Origin of the sequence: Curtobacterium sp. YR515 (assembly GCF_900113095.1) — a bacterium.
Taxonomy (GTDB): Bacteria; Actinomycetota; Actinomycetes; order Actinomycetales; family Microbacteriaceae; genus Curtobacterium.
Genome location: NZ_FOOD01000003.1, coordinates 195,669 through 216,950, shown reverse-complemented (window position 1 = coordinate 216,950; position 21,282 = coordinate 195,669). Strand labels below are relative to the sequence as shown.

The 21,282-nt window shown below is 69.8% G+C and carries 21 protein-coding genes; 13 read left to right on the top strand and 8 right to left on the bottom strand.

What is annotated here, in order from left to right; all coding sequences use genetic code 11:
* The first annotated feature begins 2 nt into the window (after positions 1–2).
* The 3 genes from BM028_RS09170 to BM028_RS09160 all read left to right on the top strand — a co-directional run bounded on the left by BM028_RS09170 (position 3) and on the right by BM028_RS09160 (position 3,301).
* Entirely contained in the window at positions 3–1,310 is a 1,308-nt protein-coding gene (locus BM028_RS09170; RefSeq protein WP_092386117.1) for an ABC transporter substrate-binding protein, read from the top strand.
* 83 nt (positions 1,311–1,393) lie between these two features.
* Entirely contained in the window at positions 1,394–2,344 is a 951-nt protein-coding gene (locus BM028_RS09165) for a carbohydrate ABC transporter permease (RefSeq protein ID WP_070418198.1), read from the top strand.
* A 3-nt stretch (positions 2,345–2,347) separates the two neighbouring features.
* Positions 2,348–3,301, top strand: coding sequence for a carbohydrate ABC transporter permease (locus BM028_RS09160; protein ID WP_071295577.1), 954 nt, complete (start codon positions 2,348–2,350; stop codon positions 3,299–3,301).
* Positions 3,302–3,546: 245 nt separating this feature from the next.
* On the opposite strand, the gene BM028_RS09155 is transcribed toward BM028_RS09160, so the two are convergent.
* Positions 3,547–4,596 (bottom strand): LacI family DNA-binding transcriptional regulator, encoded by a 1,050-nt coding sequence (locus BM028_RS09155; protein WP_070418196.1) that lies wholly within the window; start codon positions 4,594–4,596, stop codon positions 3,547–3,549.
* A gap of 179 nt (positions 4,597–4,775) precedes the next feature.
* On the opposite strand from BM028_RS09155, the gene chvE reads away from it, so the two are divergent.
* The 3 genes from chvE (at position 4,776) to mmsB (ending at position 8,734) form a co-directional block, all read left to right on the top strand.
* Entirely contained in the window at positions 4,776–5,906 is a 1,131-nt protein-coding gene (chvE, locus tag BM028_RS09150) for a multiple monosaccharide ABC transporter substrate-binding protein (RefSeq protein WP_092386115.1), read from the top strand.
* A gap of 106 nt (positions 5,907–6,012) precedes the next feature.
* Entirely contained in the window at positions 6,013–7,566 is a 1,554-nt protein-coding gene (mmsA, locus tag BM028_RS09145; RefSeq protein WP_070418195.1) for a multiple monosaccharide ABC transporter ATP-binding protein, read from the top strand.
* On the top strand, positions 7,553–8,734 hold the full coding sequence (mmsB, locus tag BM028_RS09140; protein WP_071295576.1) for a multiple monosaccharide ABC transporter permease: 1,182 nt from the start codon (positions 7,553–7,555) through the stop codon (positions 8,732–8,734). The genes mmsA and mmsB overlap by 14 nt, the downstream gene beginning before the upstream one ends.
* Before the next feature lie 71 nt (positions 8,735–8,805).
* Here mmsB and BM028_RS09135 read toward each other — a convergent pair whose 3' ends face one another.
* A complete protein-coding gene (locus BM028_RS09135) occupies positions 8,806–10,146 on the bottom strand; it encodes an alpha-amylase family glycosyl hydrolase (RefSeq protein ID WP_092386113.1) in 1,341 nt (446 codons plus the stop codon).
* A gap of 66 nt (positions 10,147–10,212) precedes the next feature.
* On the opposite strand from BM028_RS09135, the gene BM028_RS09130 reads away from it, so the two are divergent.
* From BM028_RS09130 to BM028_RS18225, 3 genes are all read left to right on the top strand, one after another.
* A complete protein-coding gene (locus tag BM028_RS09130) occupies positions 10,213–10,611 on the top strand; it encodes a DUF3253 domain-containing protein (protein ID WP_092386111.1) in 399 nt (132 codons plus the stop codon).
* Positions 10,612–10,648: 37 nt separating this feature from the next.
* Entirely contained in the window at positions 10,649–11,749 is a 1,101-nt protein-coding gene (locus BM028_RS09125) for an SDR family oxidoreductase (protein WP_092386109.1), read from the top strand.
* A gap of 131 nt (positions 11,750–11,880) precedes the next feature.
* On the top strand, positions 11,881–12,057 hold the full coding sequence (locus BM028_RS18225) for a CsbD family protein (RefSeq protein ID WP_139199296.1): 177 nt from the start codon (positions 11,881–11,883) through the stop codon (positions 12,055–12,057).
* Positions 12,058–12,108: 51 nt separating this feature from the next.
* Here the strand turns inward: BM028_RS18225 and BM028_RS09120 are convergent, their stop codons facing one another.
* A complete protein-coding gene (locus tag BM028_RS09120; protein ID WP_092386107.1) occupies positions 12,109–13,182 on the bottom strand; it encodes a spore photoproduct lyase family protein in 1,074 nt (357 codons plus the stop codon).
* Positions 13,183–13,322: 140 nt separating this feature from the next.
* Between BM028_RS09120 and BM028_RS09115 the strand changes: the two genes are divergently transcribed.
* The gene (locus BM028_RS09115) at positions 13,323–13,646 is read left to right on the top strand and encodes a biopolymer transporter Tol (RefSeq protein ID WP_092386105.1); all 324 of its coding nucleotides are present in this window, start codon (positions 13,323–13,325) and stop codon (positions 13,644–13,646) included.
* Positions 13,643–14,095: a hypothetical protein gene (locus BM028_RS09110; RefSeq protein WP_092386103.1), complete on the top strand. Its 453-nt coding sequence runs from the start codon at positions 13,643–13,645 to the stop codon at positions 14,093–14,095. The genes BM028_RS09115 and BM028_RS09110 overlap by 4 nt, the downstream gene beginning before the upstream one ends.
* A 12-nt stretch (positions 14,096–14,107) precedes the next feature.
* Here BM028_RS09110 and BM028_RS18505 read toward each other — a convergent pair whose 3' ends face one another.
* The 5 genes from BM028_RS18505 to BM028_RS09090 all read right to left on the bottom strand — a co-directional run bounded on the left by BM028_RS18505 (position 14,108) and on the right by BM028_RS09090 (position 19,585).
* Positions 14,108–14,260 (bottom strand): hypothetical protein, encoded by a 153-nt coding sequence (locus BM028_RS18505; RefSeq protein WP_175496038.1) that lies wholly within the window; start codon positions 14,258–14,260, stop codon positions 14,108–14,110.
* Positions 14,261–14,304: 44 nt separating this feature from the next.
* Positions 14,305–16,158, bottom strand: coding sequence for a glycoside hydrolase family 35 protein (locus BM028_RS09105; RefSeq protein ID WP_092386101.1), 1,854 nt, complete (start codon positions 16,156–16,158; stop codon positions 14,305–14,307).
* 71 nt (positions 16,159–16,229) lie between these two features.
* On the bottom strand, positions 16,230–17,564 hold the full coding sequence (locus BM028_RS09100; RefSeq protein WP_175496037.1) for an ABC transporter substrate-binding protein: 1,335 nt from the start codon (positions 17,562–17,564) through the stop codon (positions 16,230–16,232).
* A 99-nt stretch (positions 17,565–17,663) separates the two neighbouring features.
* Positions 17,664–18,653, bottom strand: a complete 990-nt coding sequence (locus BM028_RS09095) for a carbohydrate ABC transporter permease (protein WP_175473685.1) — start codon at positions 18,651–18,653, stop codon at positions 17,664–17,666.
* Entirely contained in the window at positions 18,650–19,585 is a 936-nt protein-coding gene (locus tag BM028_RS09090) for a carbohydrate ABC transporter permease (protein WP_070418185.1), read from the bottom strand. Before BM028_RS09090 ends, BM028_RS09095 begins: the two co-directional genes overlap by 4 nt.
* Before the next feature lie 185 nt (positions 19,586–19,770).
* On the opposite strand from BM028_RS09090, the gene BM028_RS09085 reads away from it, so the two are divergent.
* Positions 19,771–20,757 (top strand): LacI family DNA-binding transcriptional regulator, encoded by a 987-nt coding sequence (locus BM028_RS09085; protein WP_217637372.1) that lies wholly within the window; start codon positions 19,771–19,773, stop codon positions 20,755–20,757.
* A gap of 163 nt (positions 20,758–20,920) precedes the next feature.
* Positions 20,921–21,214, top strand: coding sequence for a hypothetical protein (locus BM028_RS09080; RefSeq protein ID WP_070418183.1), 294 nt, complete (start codon positions 20,921–20,923; stop codon positions 21,212–21,214).
* Positions 21,215–21,282: the final 68 nt, after the last annotated feature.

The window sequence follows — 21,282 nt, the reverse complement described above, 5'->3', positions numbered from 1 at the left end:
CGATGGACCGCAGAGCGTTCCTCGCCGGCGGTCTCGCCGGCGGGGCGGCCCTCGCCCTGGCGGGGTGCTCCGGCACCCTGCCGAAGGTCGACGCGCGCGCCGCGAGCTTCGGCCGGAACGCGACCGGCACCGTGCACGTCTGGTGCCGCTCGGCGACGCAGGCCGGACTGACGGCGGCGGTCGCCGGGTTCAACAAGGCGAACCCGGAGCTGCAGGTCGAGCTGACGCCGGTGCCGGACGGGCAGTACGTGACGAAGCTCGCGACCGCGATCCGTGGTGGTGAGCCGCCGGACGTCGTGGACATCGACGACATCAACTCGCAGCTGTTCATCTTCCGCGAGGCGTTCGCCGACCTCACCGACGTCGTGAAGGGGCTCGACTACTTCGACGCGATCTCACCCGGCCACCTCCGGCTGCTCGAGTACCGCGACCGGTACTACGGGCTGCCGTACCTGGCGGACAACTCGCAGTTGTTCGTCAACACCGAGCTGTTCGACCGGGCCGGGCTCGACGTCGAGGACGCGACGAAGGACCTCGACTCGCTGCTCGCCGCCGCGAAGGCGATCCGGAAGACCGGCGACGACGTGTACGGGTGGTCGATCTCGGGCAACGCCGCCGGCATCATCGGGTTCGTCACGCAGCCGCACGTCTGGGCCACCGGCGTCGACATGATGTCCGGCGAGGTCGGCAAGCAGATGGCGAACATCACCGGCAACGAGGCGCTCGAACGCATGCTCGAGTTCTACCGGCAGCTGTGGAAGGACGGCGTGCTGTCGAAGGCGACCTACGCGGACGCCGGGACCACGTGGGGCGCCGACTTCCGGGCCGGCAAGGTCGGCATCTTCCCGACCTCGTACGGTGCGACCGTGCCCGCCGCGACGAAGGCGATGCGGGCGAAGATGCAGACGGTGCTGATCCCGTCGTGGGACGGCAAGCGCTCGTTCTTCGACGGGGGCGACAACATGTGCATCCCGAACGGGGCGGCGAACCCGTCCGGGGGCTGGGCGTTCATGCAGTACGCGAACGGTCTGCAGCAACAGCAGGCGCTGCCGGACGGCGGGTACTTCCCGACCCGGTCCGACGCCGCGACACCCGCGTACCGGAAGAAGTACCCGCTCGCGTTCGGCCCGCTCGACGCGATCGAGAAGGGGTACGCGCCGCAGACGCTCGCGTACAACCTGCTCGTCAACCAGCCCTCGTCGCCCTACTTCGCGATGTTCCGCGAGGCGGTGTTCGGCTCGGGGGCCGCTGCGGCCATGAAGACGGCGCAGTCGGACTACACCCGCATCCTCGACCAGGTCCAGGCCTGAGCGACCGTTCGTTCGTTCGCTCGCTCGCTCGTTCGCTCGCTCGCTCGTTCGCTCGTTCGCTCGTTGCACAGAGAGGTGCAGACATGACCACCGTCTCCAACCGACGGACCGGCGCCGGCCGTCCGACCGTCGGCCGTGGCGTCAGCCGCCCGGGTCCGTCCCGGAACTCGCTCACGCACCCGCCGCGCACCGGCGCCGTGCTCGTCACCCCGGCGATCGTGTTCGTCGCGGTGTTCGTCCTCGCGCCGCTGGTGTTCGCGCTCTACATCTCGTTCACGAACTGGCCCCTGATCGGCCCGTACCGGTTCATCGGACTGCAGAACTACCTGACGCTGTTCCAGGACCCGACGTTCGTGCACGCCATCGGGTACACGCTGCTCTACACGGCGATCGTGACGGTGCCGATCCTGGCGCTCGGGTACTTCCTCGCCGTGCTCATCCGGGCCCGACGGCGCGGGTCGACCTTCCTGCGCACGGTGTTCTTCCTGCCGTACGTCGTCGGGCTGACGACGCTGTCGTTCATGCTCGTGCTCGAGGCACAACCGAACTCCGGCGCGGTGAACATGGTGCTGCGCTGGCTCGGGATCACCGACGGCAGCACGGCGTGGCTCGTGAACGGCCCGCTCGCGACGCTGCTCATCTGCGTGCTCGTCGTCTGGGCGGTGTCCGGGCTGACCATGGTGCTCGTGATGTCCGCCATGCAGGGCATCCCCGACGAGGTGTACGAGTCCGCCCAGCTCGAAGGGGCCTCGTGGTGGCAGACCGAACGCCTCATCACGATGCCGATGATCCGCTCGACGCTCGCCCTCAGCGCGATCATCTCGGTCATCGGGTCACTGCTCGCGTTCAACCAGTTCTACATCCTGACCCAGGGCGGGCCGGGAACGGAGACCACGACGATCGTGAACGCGATCTACAACCGCGGCTTCGTGAACCTGCAGCTCGGCGCGGCGACCGCCGAGTCGATCGCCCTCGTCGTCGTCATCGCCGCCGTCACCGTGTTCCAGTTCTGGGCACTGCGAGAGAAGGACTGAGCCATGAGCACCACCGCTTCCCGTGCGGGCCTCGCGGCCCCGGACCTGTCCACCCGCACGCTGACCACCTCCGGCGACGGAGGCCGCCGTCGCCGCCACCAGGGCAGCGTGCGCCACCCGCGCGACACCGCGGTGAAGCGCACCCTGTACGTCATCGCCGGGGTCGGCGCGACGCTGGTGTTCGGCGTCCCGCTCATCTGGTCGATCCTGCGGGCGTTCCAGTCCGAGGCCGTCATCACGCAGGCGGCCGACCCGGCGACGTTCTTCCAGCTCGGGTGGCAGAACTTCGCCGCGGTCTTCAGCCCCTCGTCGCACCTGCTCACCGGCGTGGTGAACTCGCTCGTCGTGTCGATCGCCACGGCCGTCCTGACCGCCGTGATCGCGACGATGGCCGGGTACGGGTTCGCCCGGTTCCGGTTCCGTGGTTCCGGCGTCGTCTTCGGGCTGGTGCTGCTGACGATGATGGTGCCGTTCCAGGCGATCCTCACGCCGCTGTACCTCGAGATGAACGCGATGAAGCTCACGAACTCGCTGCTCGGGCTCGTGCTCTTCTACACGACGGTGAACCTGCCGTTCGGGGTGTTCGTGATGCGGAACGCGTTCGAGTCGATCCCGACGGAGCTCGAGGACTCGGCGTTCGTCGACGGCGCCTCGCGCTTCCGGGTCGTCGTGTCGGTGCTGCGGCCGCTGCTCCTGCCCGGTGCCGCGACCGCCGCGCTCTACGCGTTCCTGGCGTCGTGGACGGAGTTCCTCGGGGCGCTGACCTTCCTCACGAAGGACTCGCTCTACACGCTGCCCGTCGCGCTGCTCAACCTGCAGACCGGGGCGTACGGGCAGGTGTCGTACGGGAACCTCGTGGCCGGGTCCGTCGTGGCGATGATCCCGTGCATCGCGCTGTACGTCGGGCTGCAGCGGTTCTACGTCGCCGGGCTGTCGTCCGGCGCGCTGAAGGGCTGACGGTCGGGTCAGCCGGGCGGCGCCGTCCTCGCACCGTGCGGGGGCGGCGCTGCCGCGCGCGGGGCGGCGTTGCCGCGGGCCGGGGCGGCCCCGAGCGGGCGAAAAACGTCACATTCGGCCCGCACACCCGGCCTGTTCTGCCCGCTCGACGACGAACCCGCGGCGAGTCGTGCCCGCTCGGCGAACCCGCGAAGCTGCGCCCGCGCCGCCGTGCCCCCGCGCCCGCGGCCCGCGCGCCCCGCGCCCTACGCGCTACGGCGCACAACGAGCTCGGGCACGAGCAACGTCTCGTCCCGCGGCTCCCCCTCGACGAGGGCCCGCACGGTGTCGAGCACCCGCTCCCCCATCGCCCGGAAGTCCTGCCGCACGGTGGTGAGCGGCGGCGTGAAGTGCGCCGCCTCGGGGACGTCGTCGAAGCCCACCACGGCGATGTCGTCCGGCACCCGCAGTCCCTCGTCGGCGAAGGCGTGCAGGACCCCGAGCGCCATCTGGTCGTTCCCGGCGAAGACCGCGTCGACGGTGTGCACGTCGATCGTCCGGGCCGCCGCGAACCCGCTCGCCGGGGTCCAGTCGCCGTCGAGCACCACGGGTTCGAGTCCGGCGTCGCGCATGATCCGCTCGTAGGTCACCCGGCGGACCTCGGACTCCTGCGAGACCGCAGGGCCGGCGATGTGCACGATCCGGCGGTGCCCGCGGGCGAACAGGTGCTCCATCACGAGCGAGGTCCCCGCCGCCTGGTCGATCGCGACCGCCGCGACGCTCGGTGCCACCGGGGCCCTGGCCGCGTCCCGCTGCACGGCGTTCGCGACGACGACGGGCACCGAGACCGGGACGGTCAGCGAGGCGAGGGCGTCGAGCACCCGGTTGTCGGCGGCGACGAGCACGATGGCGGCGACGTCCTGGGCGAGCAGCGTCACGAGGGCGTTCGACAGGTCGACGGGCCGCGGGTCGTCGGGCAGCGTGGAGAGCAGGACGTGGTAGCCGGCGGACCGGGCTGCCCGCTCGAACCCGATGGCGGTGCTCGACGGCCCGTACAGCGCGTCCCCGGCGGTGATGATGCCGAGCGCCCGACTGCGTCCCCCGGCGAGCGCCCGGGCGGCGGCGCGGGGCCGGTACCCGAGTTCGGTGACCGCGTCGGACACCTGGGCGCGGAACTGCTCGCGGACCGTCGGGTCGCCGTTGATCACCCGCGAGACGGTCTGGTGGGAGACGCCCGCGCGCTCGGCGACGTCGAAGATCGTGGGTGCCTTGCGACGTTTGCCGCCGGCGTCCCCGAGCGCGGTCGTGGTCGTCACGTCGCCAACCGTACCGCGCAGTCCGGCCGACGCGACAAGATCGCGAAACGGTCACGGTGAGTTGACACCCCGTCACGGAACCCCCAGTATGTGAGCGCTCACACGAGCAAATCCCTCGGGGCACAGCAGCCCCGGCACCGAGCGCGTCGACGTGGACGCGCAGGAACAGAGGTACTTCGATGATGAAGCGCAAGATCGTCGCGGGCGTCGTCGCCCTCGGCATCGCCATCGCACTCGCCGGCTGCTCCGCCGGCGGACGCGCGTCCACCGACGGTGGGAGCAGCAGCGGCGACAACAAGGGCGCCCTGGTGGGCGTCGCGATGCCGACCAAGGTCTCGGAACGCTGGATCAAGGACGGCAACGCCGTCAAGAGCGACCTCGAGAAGGCCGGCTACAAGGTCGACCTCGAGTACGGCGACAACAAGGTCCAGCAGCAGGCGCAGCAGGTCAGCAACATGATCACGAAGGGCGCGAAGGTCCTCATCATCGCGTCGATCGACGGCGGAGCGCTCTCCGACCAGCTCGACGCCGCCGCCAAGGCCGGCATCAAGGTGATCTCCTACGACCGCCTGCTCACGGGCAACAAGAACGTCGACTACTACGTGTCGTTCGACAACGAGAAGGTCGGCGTCGACCAGGCGACGAGCCTGCTCACCGGCCTCGGCGTGCTCGACGCGGACGGCAAGAAGACCGGCGAGAAGGGCCCCTTCAACATCGAGGTCTTCGCCGGCTCGCTCGACGACAACAACGCGGGCTTCTTCTTCGACGGTGCGATGAAGACCCTCAAGCCGTACCTCGAAGACGGCACCCTGAAGATCCAGTCCGGCCAGGACCAGCTCTCCCAGGCCGCGACGCAGCAGTGGGACCCGGCGACCGCCAAGGCCCGCATGCAGAACCTCATCGCGAAGTCGTACTCCGGCGGCACCACGCTGAACGGCGTGCTCTCGCCCTACGACGGCATGTCGATCGGCATCATCTCGGCGCTCCAGGGCGCCGGGTACGGCTCGAGCGACCGCCCGCTCCCGACCATCACGGGACAGGACGCCGAGCAGGCCAGCGTGAAGTCGATCATCGCCGGGCAGCAGTACTCGACCATCTACAAGGACACGCGCAAGCTCGCCAAGCAGTCGGTCACCATGGCCGAGGACCTGCTCACCGGCAAGAAGCCCGAGGTCAACGACACGAAGAGCTACGACAACAAGGTCAAGGTCGTCCCGACCTACCTGTTCCAGCCGACCGTCGTGACGAAGGACAACTACAAGGAAGTCCTCGTCGACTCGGGCTACTACACCGAGGCCGACCTCAAGTAGGACGCAACCCATCTGTCGGACTGGAGGCGCGGGTCGACCCCGCCCCGCGCCTCCAGTCCGTCACCACCCGCGCGCCCACGCGCGGACGACGAAAAGGCGGTCCCACATGGCGGACACCATCCTCGAGATGCGTGACATCACCAAGACGTTCCCCGGGGTCAAGGCGCTGCAGGGGGTCTCGATCGAGGTCGAGCGCGGCCAGGTCCACGCGATCTGCGGCGAGAACGGCGCCGGCAAGTCCACCCTGATGAAGGTGCTGTCCGGGGTCTACCCGCACGGCTCCTTCGACGGCGAGATCCTCATCGACGGATCCCCCGTCGAGTTCGGCGACATCAACGGCTCGGAAGCGGCCGGGGTCGTGATCATCCACCAGGAGCTCGCGCTCAGCCCGTTCCTGTCGATCGCCGAGAACATCTTCCTCGGCAACGAACAGTCGAAGGCCGGGTTCATCGACTGGAACAAGACGAACCTCGCGGCCGCCGAGCTCCTGCAGCGCGTCGGCCTCAAGGACAACCCGGTCACGAAGATCGTCGACATCGGCGTCGGCAAGCAGCAGCTCGTCGAGATCGCGAAGGCCCTGTCGAAGCGGGTGAAGCTCCTCATCCTCGACGAGCCGACGGCAGCGCTGAACGACGACGACTCGGCGCACCTGCTCGACCTCATCCGGTCGCTGCAGGCCGAGGGGATGACGGCGATCATCATCAGCCACAAGCTCAACGAGATCAAGGCGATCGCGGACAAGGTCACGATCATCCGCGACGGCAAGACCATCGAGACGCTCGACATGCACGCCGACGACGTCTCCGAGGACCGGATCATCCGCGGCATGGTCGGTCGCGACCTGTCGAACCGGTACCCGGAGCGCGAGGACCCGCAGATCGGCGAGGAACTCCTCCGCATCGAGGACTGGACCGTCCACCACCAGCTCGACGCCTCGCGCGAGATCATCCACCAGGCGAACCTCTCCGTCCGCGCGGGCGAGGTCGTCGGCATCGCCGGGCTCATGGGTGCTGGACGGACCGAGCTCGCGATGAGCGTGTTCGGCCAGTCCTACGGCACCGGGATCAGCGGCACCGTGTACAAGCGCGGCGTCCCGATCAAGACCCACACGGTGTCGCAGGCGATCGACAACGGCATCGCCTACGTCACCGAGGACCGGAAGCGCTACGGGCTCAACCTCATCGACGACATCAAGCGGAACATCTCCGGATCGGCGCTCGGGAAGCTCGCGAACTGGGGCTTCGTCAACGCGTCCGAGGAGACCACCGTCGCCGGGCAGTTCCTCCGGAGCCTCAACATCAAGGCACCGAACGTCGACGTCGTCACCGGGAAGCTCTCCGGCGGCAACCAGCAGAAGGTCGTCCTGTCGAAGTGGATGTACGCCGACCCCGACGTGCTGATCCTCGACGAGCCCACGCGGGGCATCGACGTCGGCGCGAAGTACGAGATCTACACGATCATCAACCAGCTCGCAGACCAGGGGAAGGGGATCATCGTGATCTCCTCCGAGCTCCCCGAGCTCCTCGGCATCTGCGACCGCATCTACACGCTCTCCGAGGGCACGATCACCGCCGACGTGCCCCGCTCCGAGGCCACGCCCGAGGCCCTCATGCAGTACATGACCCAGGAACGGGAGACCCCTGTCAATGAACGCGCTTAAGTCCGCCGCCGGCTACCTGACCGGGCAGCTCCGACAGATCGGCCTGTTCATCGCGCTGATCGTCATCGTCATCTTCTTCCAGGTGACGACGAACGGCATCACCCTCGCCCCGATCAACGTCTCGAACCTGATCGTCCAGAACAGCTACATCCTCATCCTCGCCATCGGCATGGTGATGGTCATCATCGCCGGGCACATCGACCTCTCGGTCGGCTCGGTCGTGGCCTTCACCGGCGCCATGGCCGGTGTCATGATCACGCAGTGGGGCCTGCCCTGGCCGATCGCGGTCGTGCTCTGCCTGGTGGTCGGCGCCCTCGTCGGTGCCTGGCAGGGGTTCTGGATCGCCTACTTCGGGATCCCCGCGTTCATCGTCACGCTCGCGGGCATGCTCGCGTTCCGTGGTGCCGCGCAGATCGTCCTGCACAACCAGCAGATCTCGCCGTTCCCGGAGGGCTTCCGCTCCCTCGGCTCCGGCTTCCTGCCGTCGTTCGGCACCACCGGGTACGAGCCGCTCACGATGATCCTCGGCTTCGCGGCCGCGATCGTCCTCGTGGTCACGGCGTTCCGCGGTCGTGCCACACGGCGCAAGTACCAGCTCGAGAGCGAGCCGTTCGCCTGGTTCATCACGAAGCTCGCCTTCACGGTCGCGCTCGTCATCTACGTGGCGCTCCTGCTCGCGAGCTACAACGGCACCCCGATCGTGCTCGTCGTGCTCGGCGCCCTCGTGGTGATCTACTCGGTCGTCATGCGGAGCGCGGTGTTCGGCCGCCACATCTACGCGATCGGCGGGAACGCTCTCGCCGCCCAGCTCTCCGGTGTGAAGACGAAGCGGGTCACGTTCCTGCTCTTCGTCAACATGGGCGTCATCTCGGCCCTGGCCGGCGTGGTCTTCACCGGGCAGCTCAACCTCGCGGCTCCGGGTGCCGGCAACGGCTTCGAGCTCGACGCCATCGCCGCGGTGTTCATCGGCGGCGCGGCCGTCACCGGTGGCATCGGGACGGTGCCGGGAGCGATCGTCGGTGGTCTCATCATCGGCATCCTGAACAACGGCATGTCGATCCTCGGCATCGGGACCGAGTACCAGTCGCTCATCAAGGGCCTGGTGCTGCTCGCCGCCGTCGCGTTCGACGTGTTCAACAAGCGCCGGGCGGCGTCCGCGCGCAAGTAGCGCGGGCGCGCGGGCGTTCGTTTCGTGAGCAGAAATGGTCGGGTCCTGTCCGGGGACCCGACCATTTCTGCTCACGATCCGGAGAGCACTGCCCAGGCGGCGGCCTGGAGGCGCAGGGTCCCGTCCCCGACGTCGGCTCCGCCCGCCTCGACGCGCGTCGCACCCGCTGTGGGCAGGTCGACGGGATCGGGCGACAGGTTCAGGGCGGTCACCACCGCCCGCTCCGCGGTCGCGGTCCGCAGCACGAGCGCGGTGTTCGTCAGGTGGACGACGTCGGTGTGGGCGCGGTGCAGCCAGGGCTCGCGGCGACGGAGGGCGATGAGCGCCTCGTACGCGTGCGTGAGCTCCACGGACTCGGGCGGAGCGGCCGGGAACTCCGGGCGGACGGCGTCGTCCCCGCCGACGCGCTCCTCCTTCACCCCCGTCCAGCCGTACTCGTCACCGGCCCAGACGCTCGGGGTCCCGGCGACGGTGAAGAGGACGGCGGCGGCGTGCCCGGCGAACCGCTCCCCCACGGCGCTCGCGATGCGCGTCACGTCGTGGTTGCCGACGAACGTGCTCGGCGCCTGCGCGGCCAGCAGTTCGTCGTGCCGTTCGACGGCGTGGGCGAGCTCGAAGCAGTTCCGGTCGGCGATGCCGTGCCAGATGCCCTGCCAGAGCTCGTACTGCGTGGTGGAGTCGACCGTCGAGGCGCGGACGAACGCAGCCGTGTCGCCGTGGATGACCTCGCCCGTGAACCAGGCGTCCGGGAAGCGCTCCCGGACGCGCGGCAGCACCCGTGCCCAGAACGCCGTCGGCACCGCGTAGGCCGCGTCGAGTCGCCAGCCGTCGACGCCCCGTGCGAGCCAGTGCGTCATCACCTCGACGACGAGGTCCTCGGTGGCCCGGCTGCCGTGGTCGAGCGCGACCAGGATGTCGTGCCCCTCGAACAGTCCCACCGGCACGTCGTCGCCGGGCGACCAGCCTGCCCAGTCGATCGCGAACAGATCCGCCGTCAGCGCGTCCGAGCCCTGCTCCTCGACGGCGCGGAAGGCCGGGTGCTCCCGTCCGACGTGGTTGAACACCCCGTCGAGCAGGACACGGATCCCCCGGTCGTGCGCGGCCGTGACGAGCCGGTCGAAGTCGTCGTCGTCACCGAGCCGCGGGTCGATCCGGAAGTGGTCGACCGTGTCGTAGCCGTGCGTCGAGCTCGTGAAGACGGGGCCCAGCAGCAGCCCGTTCAGCCCGAGGTCCACGACGTGGTCGAGCCAGGGCTCGATGCGGCCGAGCCGGTGGTCGACGGGGCGTCCGTCCACGGGGGTGTCCGGCCGGACGTCGGCACCGACGAACCCGAGCGGGTAGACGTGCCACCACATGACGTGCTCGACCCAGGCCGGCTCGGCGGGACGCTCGGGTGCAGTGTCGGTGTTCACCGACCCGATGCTGCCAGCCGTGCCTGGGCTGGGCACGAGACCGGACAGCGGGGACAGGATGGTCGCATGGGACGAGCGATCAGGACCGAGGCGGACGCCGCCGCGAACGAGGCGGAGCACGCCGATCGGACGTGTGCCTCGTGCGGCCGCCGGATGCCCGGTTCCGCCGCCCCGGATGCGAAGTACTGCTCGGCCGCGTGCCGGAAGCACGGCGTGGACGCGACGGACCGAGCACTCGAGCAACGGATCGACGAATTGCTCGCGGCACGCGCTCGAACGTCGAGCATCTGCCCGTCGGACGCCGCGCGGGCCCTCGACCCCGACGGCTGGCGTGACCTGATGGAACCCGCCCGGCGTGCGGCGCGGCGGATGATGTCCAGAGGCGAGGTCGAGATCACGCAGCACGGCAGCGTCGTCGACCCGTCCACCGCCAAGGGCCCGATCCGTATCCGCCGACCGCGCTGAGGGAACACCTGTCGCACAGGTGCGTTGCACGGAGGTGATGACCTCGATCGACACCGCCGCACAGTCCCCCGACCGTCTCCGAGCCCTCGTGGTGGGTGCCAGCGGCATCACCGGATCGGCCCTCGTGTCGCACCTGCTCGACCTCGGGTGGGAGGTCACCGCGCTCTCCCGCCGACCTCTCGCCCGCGACGGTGTCCGCACCGTGGCCGCGGACCTGCGCGACCCGGAGTCGCTGGGCGCCGCCCTCGCCGACGAGCGCCCGACCCACGTCTTCTTCACCGCCTGGCAGCGGCAAGACACCGAGGCCGAGAACATCCGCGTGAACGGCGGCATGGTGCGCGACCTCCTCGCAGCCCTCGCCCACACGCCGCTCGAGCACGTCGCCCTCGTCACGGGGCTGAAGCACTACCTCGGCCCGTTCGAGGCGTACGCCGCCGGCGAGATGCCCGACACCCCGTTCCACGAGGAGGAACCGCGCCTCGACACCCCGAACTTCTACTACGCCCAGGAGGACGAGCTCTTCGCCGCCGCCGACCGCCAGGGCTTCACCTGGTCGGTGCACCGCTCGCACACGGTGATCGGCCACGCGGTCGGCAACGCGATGAACGTGGGGCTGACGATCGCGGTGCAGGCGACCCTGGCGAAGGAGCTCGGTCTGGACTTCGTGTTCCCGGGCAGCGAGGCGCAGTGGAACGGCCTCACCGACATGACCGATGCGGGCATCCTGGCCGAGCACATGGTCTGGGCGTCGACCACGCCCGAGGGTGCCGACGAGGCGTTCAACATCGTGAACGGCGACGTCTTCCGCTGGCGCTGGATGTGGCCCCGGCTCGCCGCCCACCTCGGTGTCGACCCGGCGCGGGTCGTGGGGTACGAGGATGCGCCGCGCCCGCTCGAGGAGCAGATGGCGCCGCACGAAGCCGCGTGGGCCGACATCGCGGAGCGCCACGGCCTCGTCGAACCCGACATCTCCCGGCTCGCCTCGTGGTGGCACACCGACGCCGACCTCGGTCGCGCGATGGAGGTCGTCACCGACATGGGCAAGAGCCGCGACGCCGGGTTCACCGCCTTCCGTCGCACCGAACGTGCCTTCGCCGAGCTCTTCGACCGCTACCGCGCTGACCGGCTGATCCCCTGATCCGTACCCCGGTGGAAGCAATCGGGGGACACGAACCTGCGGCTCGGCCGCGAGTCGCGCTGCTGCCCCTGGTTGTCTTCGTGGCACAGGCCCCGAGGACCCTCGGCGGTCCCCGGAGGAAGGAAGTCACCATGTCGCTCGGAGACAAGGCGAAGGACGTCACCCAGAAGGTCGTCGGCAAGGTCGAGGAAGCGGTCGGCAAGCACACCGACGACGACGAGCTCAAGCACCAGGGCCAGAAGGACCAGGTCATGGGCGAGGGCCGTCTCGAGACCGAGAAGGCGAAGGACCACCTCGACGGTCACTGAACCCGTCGCACCACGCAACGCCCGCGCCCGACGGCGCGGGCGTTCGTCGTCTCAGAAGGCGTAGCGGATGCGGCAGCTCGGCAGGTGCTCCGCGACGAGTTCCCGGAACCGCTCGACCAGCTGCCCCTTCATCCCGGAGCGGTAGCGGACGTTGACCGCGCCGTTCTGCGACACCTTCTGCTCCTGCAGGTCCGGGCGCCACAACAGGTCCTCGGCCTTCGGGTGCCAGCCGAGGTTGACCTCGTGCAGGGGCTCGTTGTGGGTGAGGAAGATGACCTCGGCCGCGAGCTGCGCCTTCGCCGCCGGGGACAGGACGTCGTCCACCTGACGCAGGAGGTCGGCCCAGTCGGACTCCCACGTCGGGGTCAGGATGACGGGCGAGAAGTTGAGGTGGACCTCGTACCCGGCGTCGACGAAGTCGTTCACCGCGGCGATCCGCTCGGCGATCGGGCTGGTGCGGATGTCGGTGACCTTCGCGGTCTCGTGCGGCATGAGCGAGAACCGGATGCGCGTGCGGCCCATCGGGTCCCAGTCGAGCAGGTCGCGGTTGACGTACTTCGTCGCGAAGGAGGCCTTGGCGGTCGGTGACATCCGGAACAGGTCGCAGAGGTCCCGCACGTTGTCGCTGAGCATCGCGTCCACCGAGCAGTCGCTGTTCTCGCCGATGTCGTAGACCCACGCGTGGGGGTCGCACTGGTTCGGTTCGGTCTTCGGCCCCTGCTTCGCGATGTTGCGGGCGACGTGCTTCGTGATCTGGTCGATGTTCGCGAAGACCGTCACCGGGTTGCTGTAGCCCTTTCGCCGCGGGACGTAGCAGTAGGCGCACGCCATGGCGCAGCCGTTCGCCGTCGACGGGGCGATGAAGTCCGCGGAGCGTCCGTTCGGCCGGGTCACGAGCGACTTCTTCACGCCGAGGACGAGCGCCTCGGTCTTGATGCGCACCCACCGCTGGACGTTCCGTTCGTCGCCGTGCACCTCGGGGATGTTCCAGTGCGACTCGACGGGGACGATCTCGGCGTCCGGCCACTGCCCGACGACCTCCTGCCCGCGCTGGAGCTCGAGGCCTGCCGGCTCGGCGTAGATCCGGCGGACGTCGAGCAGGGCGCGGGTTCGGGGTTCGGGCATCACCGCCGTTCTACCGCCCACCCCTGACACCGTGCACCGGATCCGCGCGGTGACCGTTCTGGCTCGCGATCCCCGGACTCCACGAACCAGAACGGTCATCCCTCCGGACGAACCCGGTGTCCGCTGCAAGACTCGGGTGCATGACCGCGACGCCCGACGACCACTTCTTCGTGGTTGACGGTCGGCGGTGGCGACGCACCGACCCAGCGCTCCCCGAGGACGTCGCCGCAGCCCTCCGGTCGCACCTCGGTCGGGGCCGCAACGCCGTCAAGCAGGCCAAGCGCTCCGGCGACGAGGACGCCCTCGCCGCAGCACGGCACCGCAACGGCCTGGCGAAGCACGGCCTCGGCGAACGCGGGCCCGAGTGGTGGACCCGCCCCGAGGCCGACCGGATCGCCGACGCCCGGCGAGCGCTCCACGACCTCGACGCCCTCGACGAGCACGACGACGAGCGCGCCCGATGATCGCGATCCGCCCACCGCGCCTGGACCGGGTCCTCGCGTTCGTCGTGCTCTGCCCGGTCATGATCGGCACCGGCATCGCGCTCGGTTCGGTCGCGTTCGTCCCCGGTGCCTCGGCTCGGGCGTTCGTCCTCGTGCTCGGCGTCGCGTGCGTCGCCATCGGGGTCTGGGCCACCGTCCGGGTCCCTCGGGTCGCCGTGCGGTTGTCCGACGACGCGCTGCGCTACGAGGGCTTCCTCCTGAGCTGGACCGCACCCCGGTCCGGCATCACCGCGGTGCTCGACGACGCGTTCGTCGAGTGGCGCGATGACGGCGGCACGGAACACCGGCGGCCGATCTGGATGCTCACGCAGGCGTGGGAGGACGACGGCACGAAGTTCGCCCCACTGTGGCGGTGGCGACGTGCGGCGCTGCTCGAGGTGCGGGCGTGGGCCGGAGCTCGAGCAGTCTGACTCCCGGAACGGTCAGGGGCGGTAGTCGTCGGGCTTGTTCGGGGTCGGGGTCGGCGGCGCTCCCGCACCGACGATCCCGCCGGAACCGAACGAGGTGAGCACCCCCGCCAGGACGTGGAGCACGGAGACGACCACGCGCCACACCCACTGCAACACCCGCACCATCGCATCCCCCTCGGCTGCTCGGACTCCAGCGAAGCCTAACCCCGTCAGCCCTCCGTGTGCCCGAGGTCCGGCTCGACCCGCAGGCACACCGACCGGGACGCGGCGGCGTGCAGTTCGAGGACGACGACGTCGTTCCTCCCGGCGCGGAGCACCGGTCCGGGGACGGCCAGGGTGCGCTGCGGCCCGCGGGACCAGTACCTGCCGAGGCAGAACCCGTTCACCCACGCGACGCCCTTCCGGAACCCGTCGAGGGCGAGGAAGCGGTCCCCCGCCTCGGCGAGGTCGAACGACCCCGTGGCGAACACCGGTCCGGCCAGCACGTCGCCGTCGGTCGGCAGGGCGTCGGCGAGGATCGTCAGCGCGGCCTCGGGCATCGGGTCGAGGGCCAGGGGCGACGCGGTCCACCGGGCGAGCGGGACTCCGTCGACGGCGATCCCGCCGATCAGGCCCTTCGGCTCGCCGATGCGCGGGCCGTAGTCGACGCGGCCCTGGTCCTCGACGAGGAGCTCGAGCGTGCCGGTGACCGGGGGCAGGGCGATGGCACGGTCGTGGTGCTCCCGCTCGAGGACCCCGACGACGATCCCGTCCACGGAGACGACCGCGCGATCGCGGACCTCCTCACCGACGGTGAGCACGCCGCCGGACGGCAGGTCCACCTCGGTCCGGTACAGCACGAAGCCGCTCGCAGCGCCGAGGGCGTCGAACGTCGGCGGGGTGTCGTGCGCGGACCACGACGTGAGGGACGGCAGCAGGGCGCGCAGGGGTGTGACGCGGTCGAGGCGGACGGCGACGTCCGAGGCGGGGGCGAGCCGCGCCTCCTGGGCCGGAGCCGACCCGACGGGACCGACGGGTCGGAGGGGACCGACGGATGCGAGCCGACCCGACCCACCGGGCTGCATCGCAGCGGGCAGCGGCGGAACGGGCGCGTAGCGCTCGATGACCGAGCGGAACGCGTGGAACTTCTCCGTCGGACGCCCGGCTTCGTCGAGCGGTGCGTCGTAGTCGTACGACGTCGCGATCGGCCGGTACACGCCCTTGTCGTTCGCGCCGTTCGTGAAGCCGAAGTTCGTGCCGCCGTGGAACATGTAGATGTTGACCGAGCCGCCCGCGGCCAGCAGGTCGTCGAGGTCCGATGCCGAAGCAGCGGCCGGCGTGGTGTGGTGGTGCTCGCCCCAGCTGTCGAACCAGCCGTCCCAGAACTCCGAGCACATCAGGGGGCCGGTCGGCTGGGCCTGTCGGAGTCGCGCGAGCCGTTCGACGGAACGCGAGCCGAACGAACCGGTCTTGTGCAGCGAGGGCAGCGAACCGTCCTCGAGCATCGTGCCCATCGGCTGGTCGACGCTCGTGAAGGGGACGGTGAGCCCGATCTCCCGGTGCATCTGCTCGAGCTTCGACAGGTAGACGGGGTCGGAGCCGTACGCGCCGTACTCGTTCTCGACCTGCACGAGCACGATCGGGCCGCCGTTGTCGATCTGCCGCGGGACCAGCACCGGCGCGAGACGCTCCAAGTACCCCTGCACGGCGGCGAGGAACCCCGGCTCGTCGCGGCGGACCCCGACGGTGCCGTCGGCGAAGAGCCAGTACGGCAGGCCGCCGTTCGTCCACTCCGCGCAGATGTAGGGGCCGGGACGGACGATGGCGTGCATGCCCTCGGCGGCGACGAGGTCCAGGAAGCGGCCGAGGTCGAGACCGTCCTCGAAACTGAACGAAGAAGGCGACGGCGCGTGCGCGTTCCAGGCGACGTACGTCTCGATGGTGTTGAGCCCCATCAGCTTCGCCTTGCGGATCCGGTCCGCCCACAGGTCGGGGTGGACACGGAAGTAGTGGATCGCGCCGGACAGGATCCGGTGCGGCTCGCCGTCGAGCAGGAAGTCGGTGTCGCCGATGGCGAAGCGCATGGGGGAACTCTTTCCGGAGACGGGGCCGTGCGGAAGGTTCCGCACGGCCCCGGGTCGAACTGGTGTGGTGACTACTTGGACGAGACCGTGAAGCCCTGGTCCTTGCCGTACTTCGCGAGGGCCTTCTGCCAGGCGGCGAGACCGCTCTCGAGCGAGGTGCCGTTCTCGTACGACTGGCCGACGGTGTCCGCGTACACGCTGTTCGCGTACACCTGGTAGGGCAGGTAGGTGAAGTCGTTGTCGGACGACTTCGACGCGTCGACGAGCACCTTGTTGATCTGCTGGCCGCCGAAGTACTCCGGCTTCTCGTCGAGGAACGCCGAGGACTCGAGGTCGGCGGTGGTCGACGGGAACCCACCGGACTTCATGAAGATGCCGGTCGACTCCTTCGAGGAGTTCAGCCACTTGAGGAAGCCCGCCGCGAGCGCCGGGTTCTTCGACTGCTTCATGACCGCCTCGGCGCTGCCGCCGTTGTTCGCGGTCTGCGCGGTGCCGCCGTCGTAGGTCGGCATCGGCGCGACGCGCCAGTCACCGCTGGCGTCGGCGACGCTCGCCTCGAGGTTGCCGGGCATCCAGGCGCCGGTGATGAGCGTGGCGATCTGGCCGTTGCCGAGCTGCTTGTACCAGTCGTCGCTCCAGCCGACGGTCTTCGACAGCAGACCCTGCTCGACGAGCTGGTCCCAGGTCTTGGTCCACTTCTTCGTGCCGGCGTCCTCGAGGTTGATCGTGACCTTGTCGCCCTTCGTGGTGAAGGGCGTGCCGCCGGCCTGGGCGATCATGCTCGTGGTGAACCCCGCGTCGCCGGAGTCCGCTGCGATGTACGCGTCCGGGTCGGCCTCGTGCAGCTTCTTGGCCGCTGCGACGTACTCGTCCCACGTCTTCGGCACGGCGATGCCGTACTTGTCGAAGACCTTCTTGTTGTAGAACAGCGCCATGGGGCCGGAGTCCTGGGGCAGACCGTAGATCTTGCCGTCCATGTCCACCGAGTTCCACGTGCTCGTCGCGAACTTGTCCTTGAGGTCGCCGAACCCGTACGAGGACAGGTCGAGCAGCGAGTCGGACAGCGCGAACTGCGGGAGCGCGTAGTACTCGACCTGGGCGACGTCGGGGGCACCCGAGCCGGCCTTGATCGTGTTCTGGAGCTTCGTGTACTGGTCGGCGCCGGTGCCGGCGTTGACGAGCTTGACCTTCACCTTGGGGTAGGCCTTCTCGAACGCGGCGACCTGGTCCTTCGCGGACGGGGTCCACGACCAGTAGGTCAGCGTGCCGCCGTCCTTGAGGGCCTTCGAGATGTCGTCGGACGAACCGCCGGACGAGGAGCCGCCGGAGGCGCAGGCGGCGAGGGCGACGGCTGCGGTGACGCCGATGGCGACGGCGCTGAGGCCGCGCCGGAGACGCTTGTTCATGGAGGTGCCTTTCACTTCTTCGTGGAGAGGGGGTGGAGCTGCTGTGTGTCGGGCCGGGAGGCGCGTGGCGGGGCCGCTGCGTGCCTCCCGTCCGACGGATCAGGCCTTGACGGACCCGGCCGCGAGGCCGGACTGCCAGAAGCGCTGGAGGAAGAGGAACGCGACCACGATCGGGATGATCGTGAGGAGCGATCCCGTGACGACGAGGTTGTAGATCGGCTCGGCACCGGACCCGGTGGCCTGCGCGTTCCACTGGTTGAGGCCGACCGTCAGCGGGTACCACTTCGGGTCGCTCAGCATGATGAGCGGCAGGAAGTAGTTGTTCCAGGTGGCCACGACCGCGAAGAGCAGGACCGTGACGACACCGGGTGCGAGCAGGCGGAGCGCGATGGTGAAGAAGATCCGGAACTCGCCGGCGCCGTCCATGCGGGCGGCCTCGAGGAGCTCGGCGGGGATCGCGTCCACCGCGTAGGTCCAGATCAGGTACATGCCGAAGGGGCTGATGAGCGACGGCAGGATGATCGCCCACGGGGTGTTCGTCAGGCCGAACTGCGAGAAGAGCAGGAAGGTCGGGACGGCGAGGGCGGTGCCGGGGACGGCGATCGCACCGAGGACGACGGCGAAGACCGCGCGACGGCCGGGGAACTGGAACTTCGCCATGCCGTAGCCGGCGATCGTGGCGAGGAGGGTCGCGCCACCGGCGCCGACGACCACGTAGAGCAGCGTGTTGCCGAGCCACTGCACGAAGATGCCGTCGTTGTACGTCAGCGTGTCGACGATGTTCTGCCAGAGGTTGAACTTCCCGCCGAACCACAGGCCGAAGGTCGACAGGAGCGAGGCCTGCGTCTTCGTGCTGTTCACGAGCAGGTAGAACAGCGGCGCGAACGAGTAGACGACGAAGACGATCATCACGGCCGTGAGGAGGCCGGAACGCTTCGGCTTGCGTCCGTCGACGTGCTGCTCGGCCTTCCGCTCGGCACGCCTGGAGGCGCGGCTCGACCGGGCCTGCGGGTCGCGCAGCGTCGTGGTCGCCTCGGTGACGGTGGCCGGGCCGGACGCGCCGGTCGCCGGGTGCTGCAGGGTGCTCATCGGTTCTCCTCGCGGGTGCCGCGGACCTGGACGACGTAGGCGATCACCGCGGTGATCACGCCCATGACGATCGCGACGGTGGCGGAGTAGTTGAACTGCTGGCCGCTGAAGGACAGCGAGTAGGCGTACATGTTCGGCGTGAAGGCACTGCCGATGACGTTCGGGGCGAGCGTCTTGAGCAGGTTCGGCTCGTTGAAGAGCTGGAAGCTGCCGATGATCGAGAAGATCGTGGCGATGACCATCGGGCCGCGCAGGGCCGGGAGCTTGATCGAGAAGACCGTGCGCATCGGGCCGGCGCCGTCGAGCTCGGCCGCCTCGTACAGCTCGCCGGGCACGGTGCGGAGCGCGGCGTAGAAGATCAGCATGTTGTAGCCGAGGAACTCCCACGTGACCACGTTGCCGATCGACGTGAGGACCCAGTCCGGGCTGAACGGCTGCAGCAGGTCGATGCCGAGCGCGTGGTTCGCGGTACCGGTGAGGCCGAACTGGTTGCCGTAGATGAAGCCCCAGATCAGCGCGGCGACGACACCGGGGACCGCGTAGGGCAGGAACACCGCGATGCGGAAGAAGCTCGTTCCCCAGAGCCGGGCGCTGTCGAGCGCGAGGGCGGCGACGAGCGCGAGGCCGAGCATGATCGGGACCTGCACGACGAGGAACACCGCGACCCGGCCGAGGCCCGACCAGAACTTCGCGTCCTGGAAGAGCTGCACGTAGTTGGCGAACCAGACGAACTGGTTGCCGCCGATGAGCTGGTCGCGGAACAGGCTGAGCCAGAGCGCGTAGCCGATCGGGACGATGAGCATCGCGACGAGGACGACGACGAACGGGCCGACGAAGAGCCATCCCGTGTACCGGCCGCGCGGTCTGGCGCGGCGCCGCGGTGGCACGGCCGGGGCGGTGGCTCCGGCTGCGCGCGCTTCCAGCGTGCTCATGTGACTCCCTTGTCGTGCTGTGTTCGGGTCCGTCGATGTTGACGTCAACATCGAACGGCGCGACGATAGCATGGCAACGTCAACATGCGCTAGCGTCCGGTGCAGGCCGTCGCGCTCGACGTCCACTCGCACCGATGGGAGACCCCGTGACGACCGATCTGTCCGCCACGCGCCGGTCCCCCTCGATGGCCGCCGTGGCCGAGGCCGCCGGGGTCTCGATGCAGACCGTGTCCCGCGTCGCCCGCGGCTTCGACAACGTCTCGCCGGACACCCGCGACCGGGTCCAGCGCGTGATGGACGACCTCGGCTACCGCCCGAACCGCGCTGCCCGGGCCCTCCGCTCCGGGCGCTTCCGGACGATCGGCGTGATCATGTTCACCCTCGCGTCGTACGGCAACATGCGCACGCTCGAGGCGATCGCCGACGCGGCCGGTGTCGCCGACTTCACGATCACGCTGCTGCCGATGGCCTCCCGCACCGAGGAAGGCGTCCGCTCGGCCTTCTCCCGCCTGCACGAACAGGCCGTCGACGGAGTCGTCATCATCATCGAGTCGCACATCATCGACACGGCCGAGGTCGTCCTGCCCGACGGCGTCCCGATGGTCGTCGTCGACTCGACCGGCACCACGCAGCACCCGGCGATCGACACCGACCAGGCCGACGGTGCCCGCCGGGCCACGCAGCACCTGCTCGACCTCGGGCACGAGACCGTCTGGCACGTCGCCGGCCCCGAGTCGTCGTACTCGGCCGCCCGACGTCTCGCCGCCTGGCAGGCCACGCTCGAGGCCGCCGGGCGCACCGTCCCGCCGGTGTTCCGCGGCGGCTGGGGCGCCGAGTCCGGGTACCGCGCCGGGCAGGAGATCGCCCGACGCCCCGAGATCACCGCCGTGTTCGCCGCGAACGACCAGACGGCCCTCGGGGTGCTCCGCGCCGCCCACGAACTCGGGCGTCCCGTGCCGGAGACCCTCAGCGTGGTGGGCTTCGACGACTCCCCCGAGTCCGACTCGTTCTGGCCGCCGCTGACCACCGTGCACCAGTCCTTCGACGAGGTCGGGCGCCGGGCGGTCCGGAACCTCCTCGCCCAGATCGACGGCCAGCCGGTCCGCGCCGAGGCCGACCTCGTGCCGGTCCGCCTGGTGGTCCGGGCGAGCACGGCGCCGCCGCCGGCCTGACCGACCCCGCGGCCGCGGCGTCCGTCACACGGTCAGCGCGCGGGGCGTACCGTGCACACGGAGCCGGTCTGCTGTCCCGGCCCCGGGTGTGCGCCACTTCCGTGTGTCCGGAGGACGAGCCACCGCTGCGGTCCTCATCTCCCCACCTCGGCGCGTTCGGATCATGAAGAACATCGTGTACGGCCTGACCGCCGTCCTGACCTCCGACGAGGCCGCGGACGCCGTGCTGGACTACGCCGCAGCACTCGCGCACGCCGGACTCGCGGACACCGTCGCCGTCCCCACCGTCGACGCGTTCGGGAGCACCACGACGACGTCGTTCCTGCTCGCCCCGGCGCTCGGACTCCTCGTCGAGGACGCCGCCGACGACCCGCTCGGCCCCGACACGGCTGCCTTCGTCGAGGAGATCTCGTGGCGGGCGCGCGCTGTGCGCTGCACGCCGCCGCCGCACGCCTGACGAGCGCGCCGGACGGGAGGCGCCGTGCCAGTCCGCACCGCGCCTCCCGGCCGCCGTCGCGAAAGCGA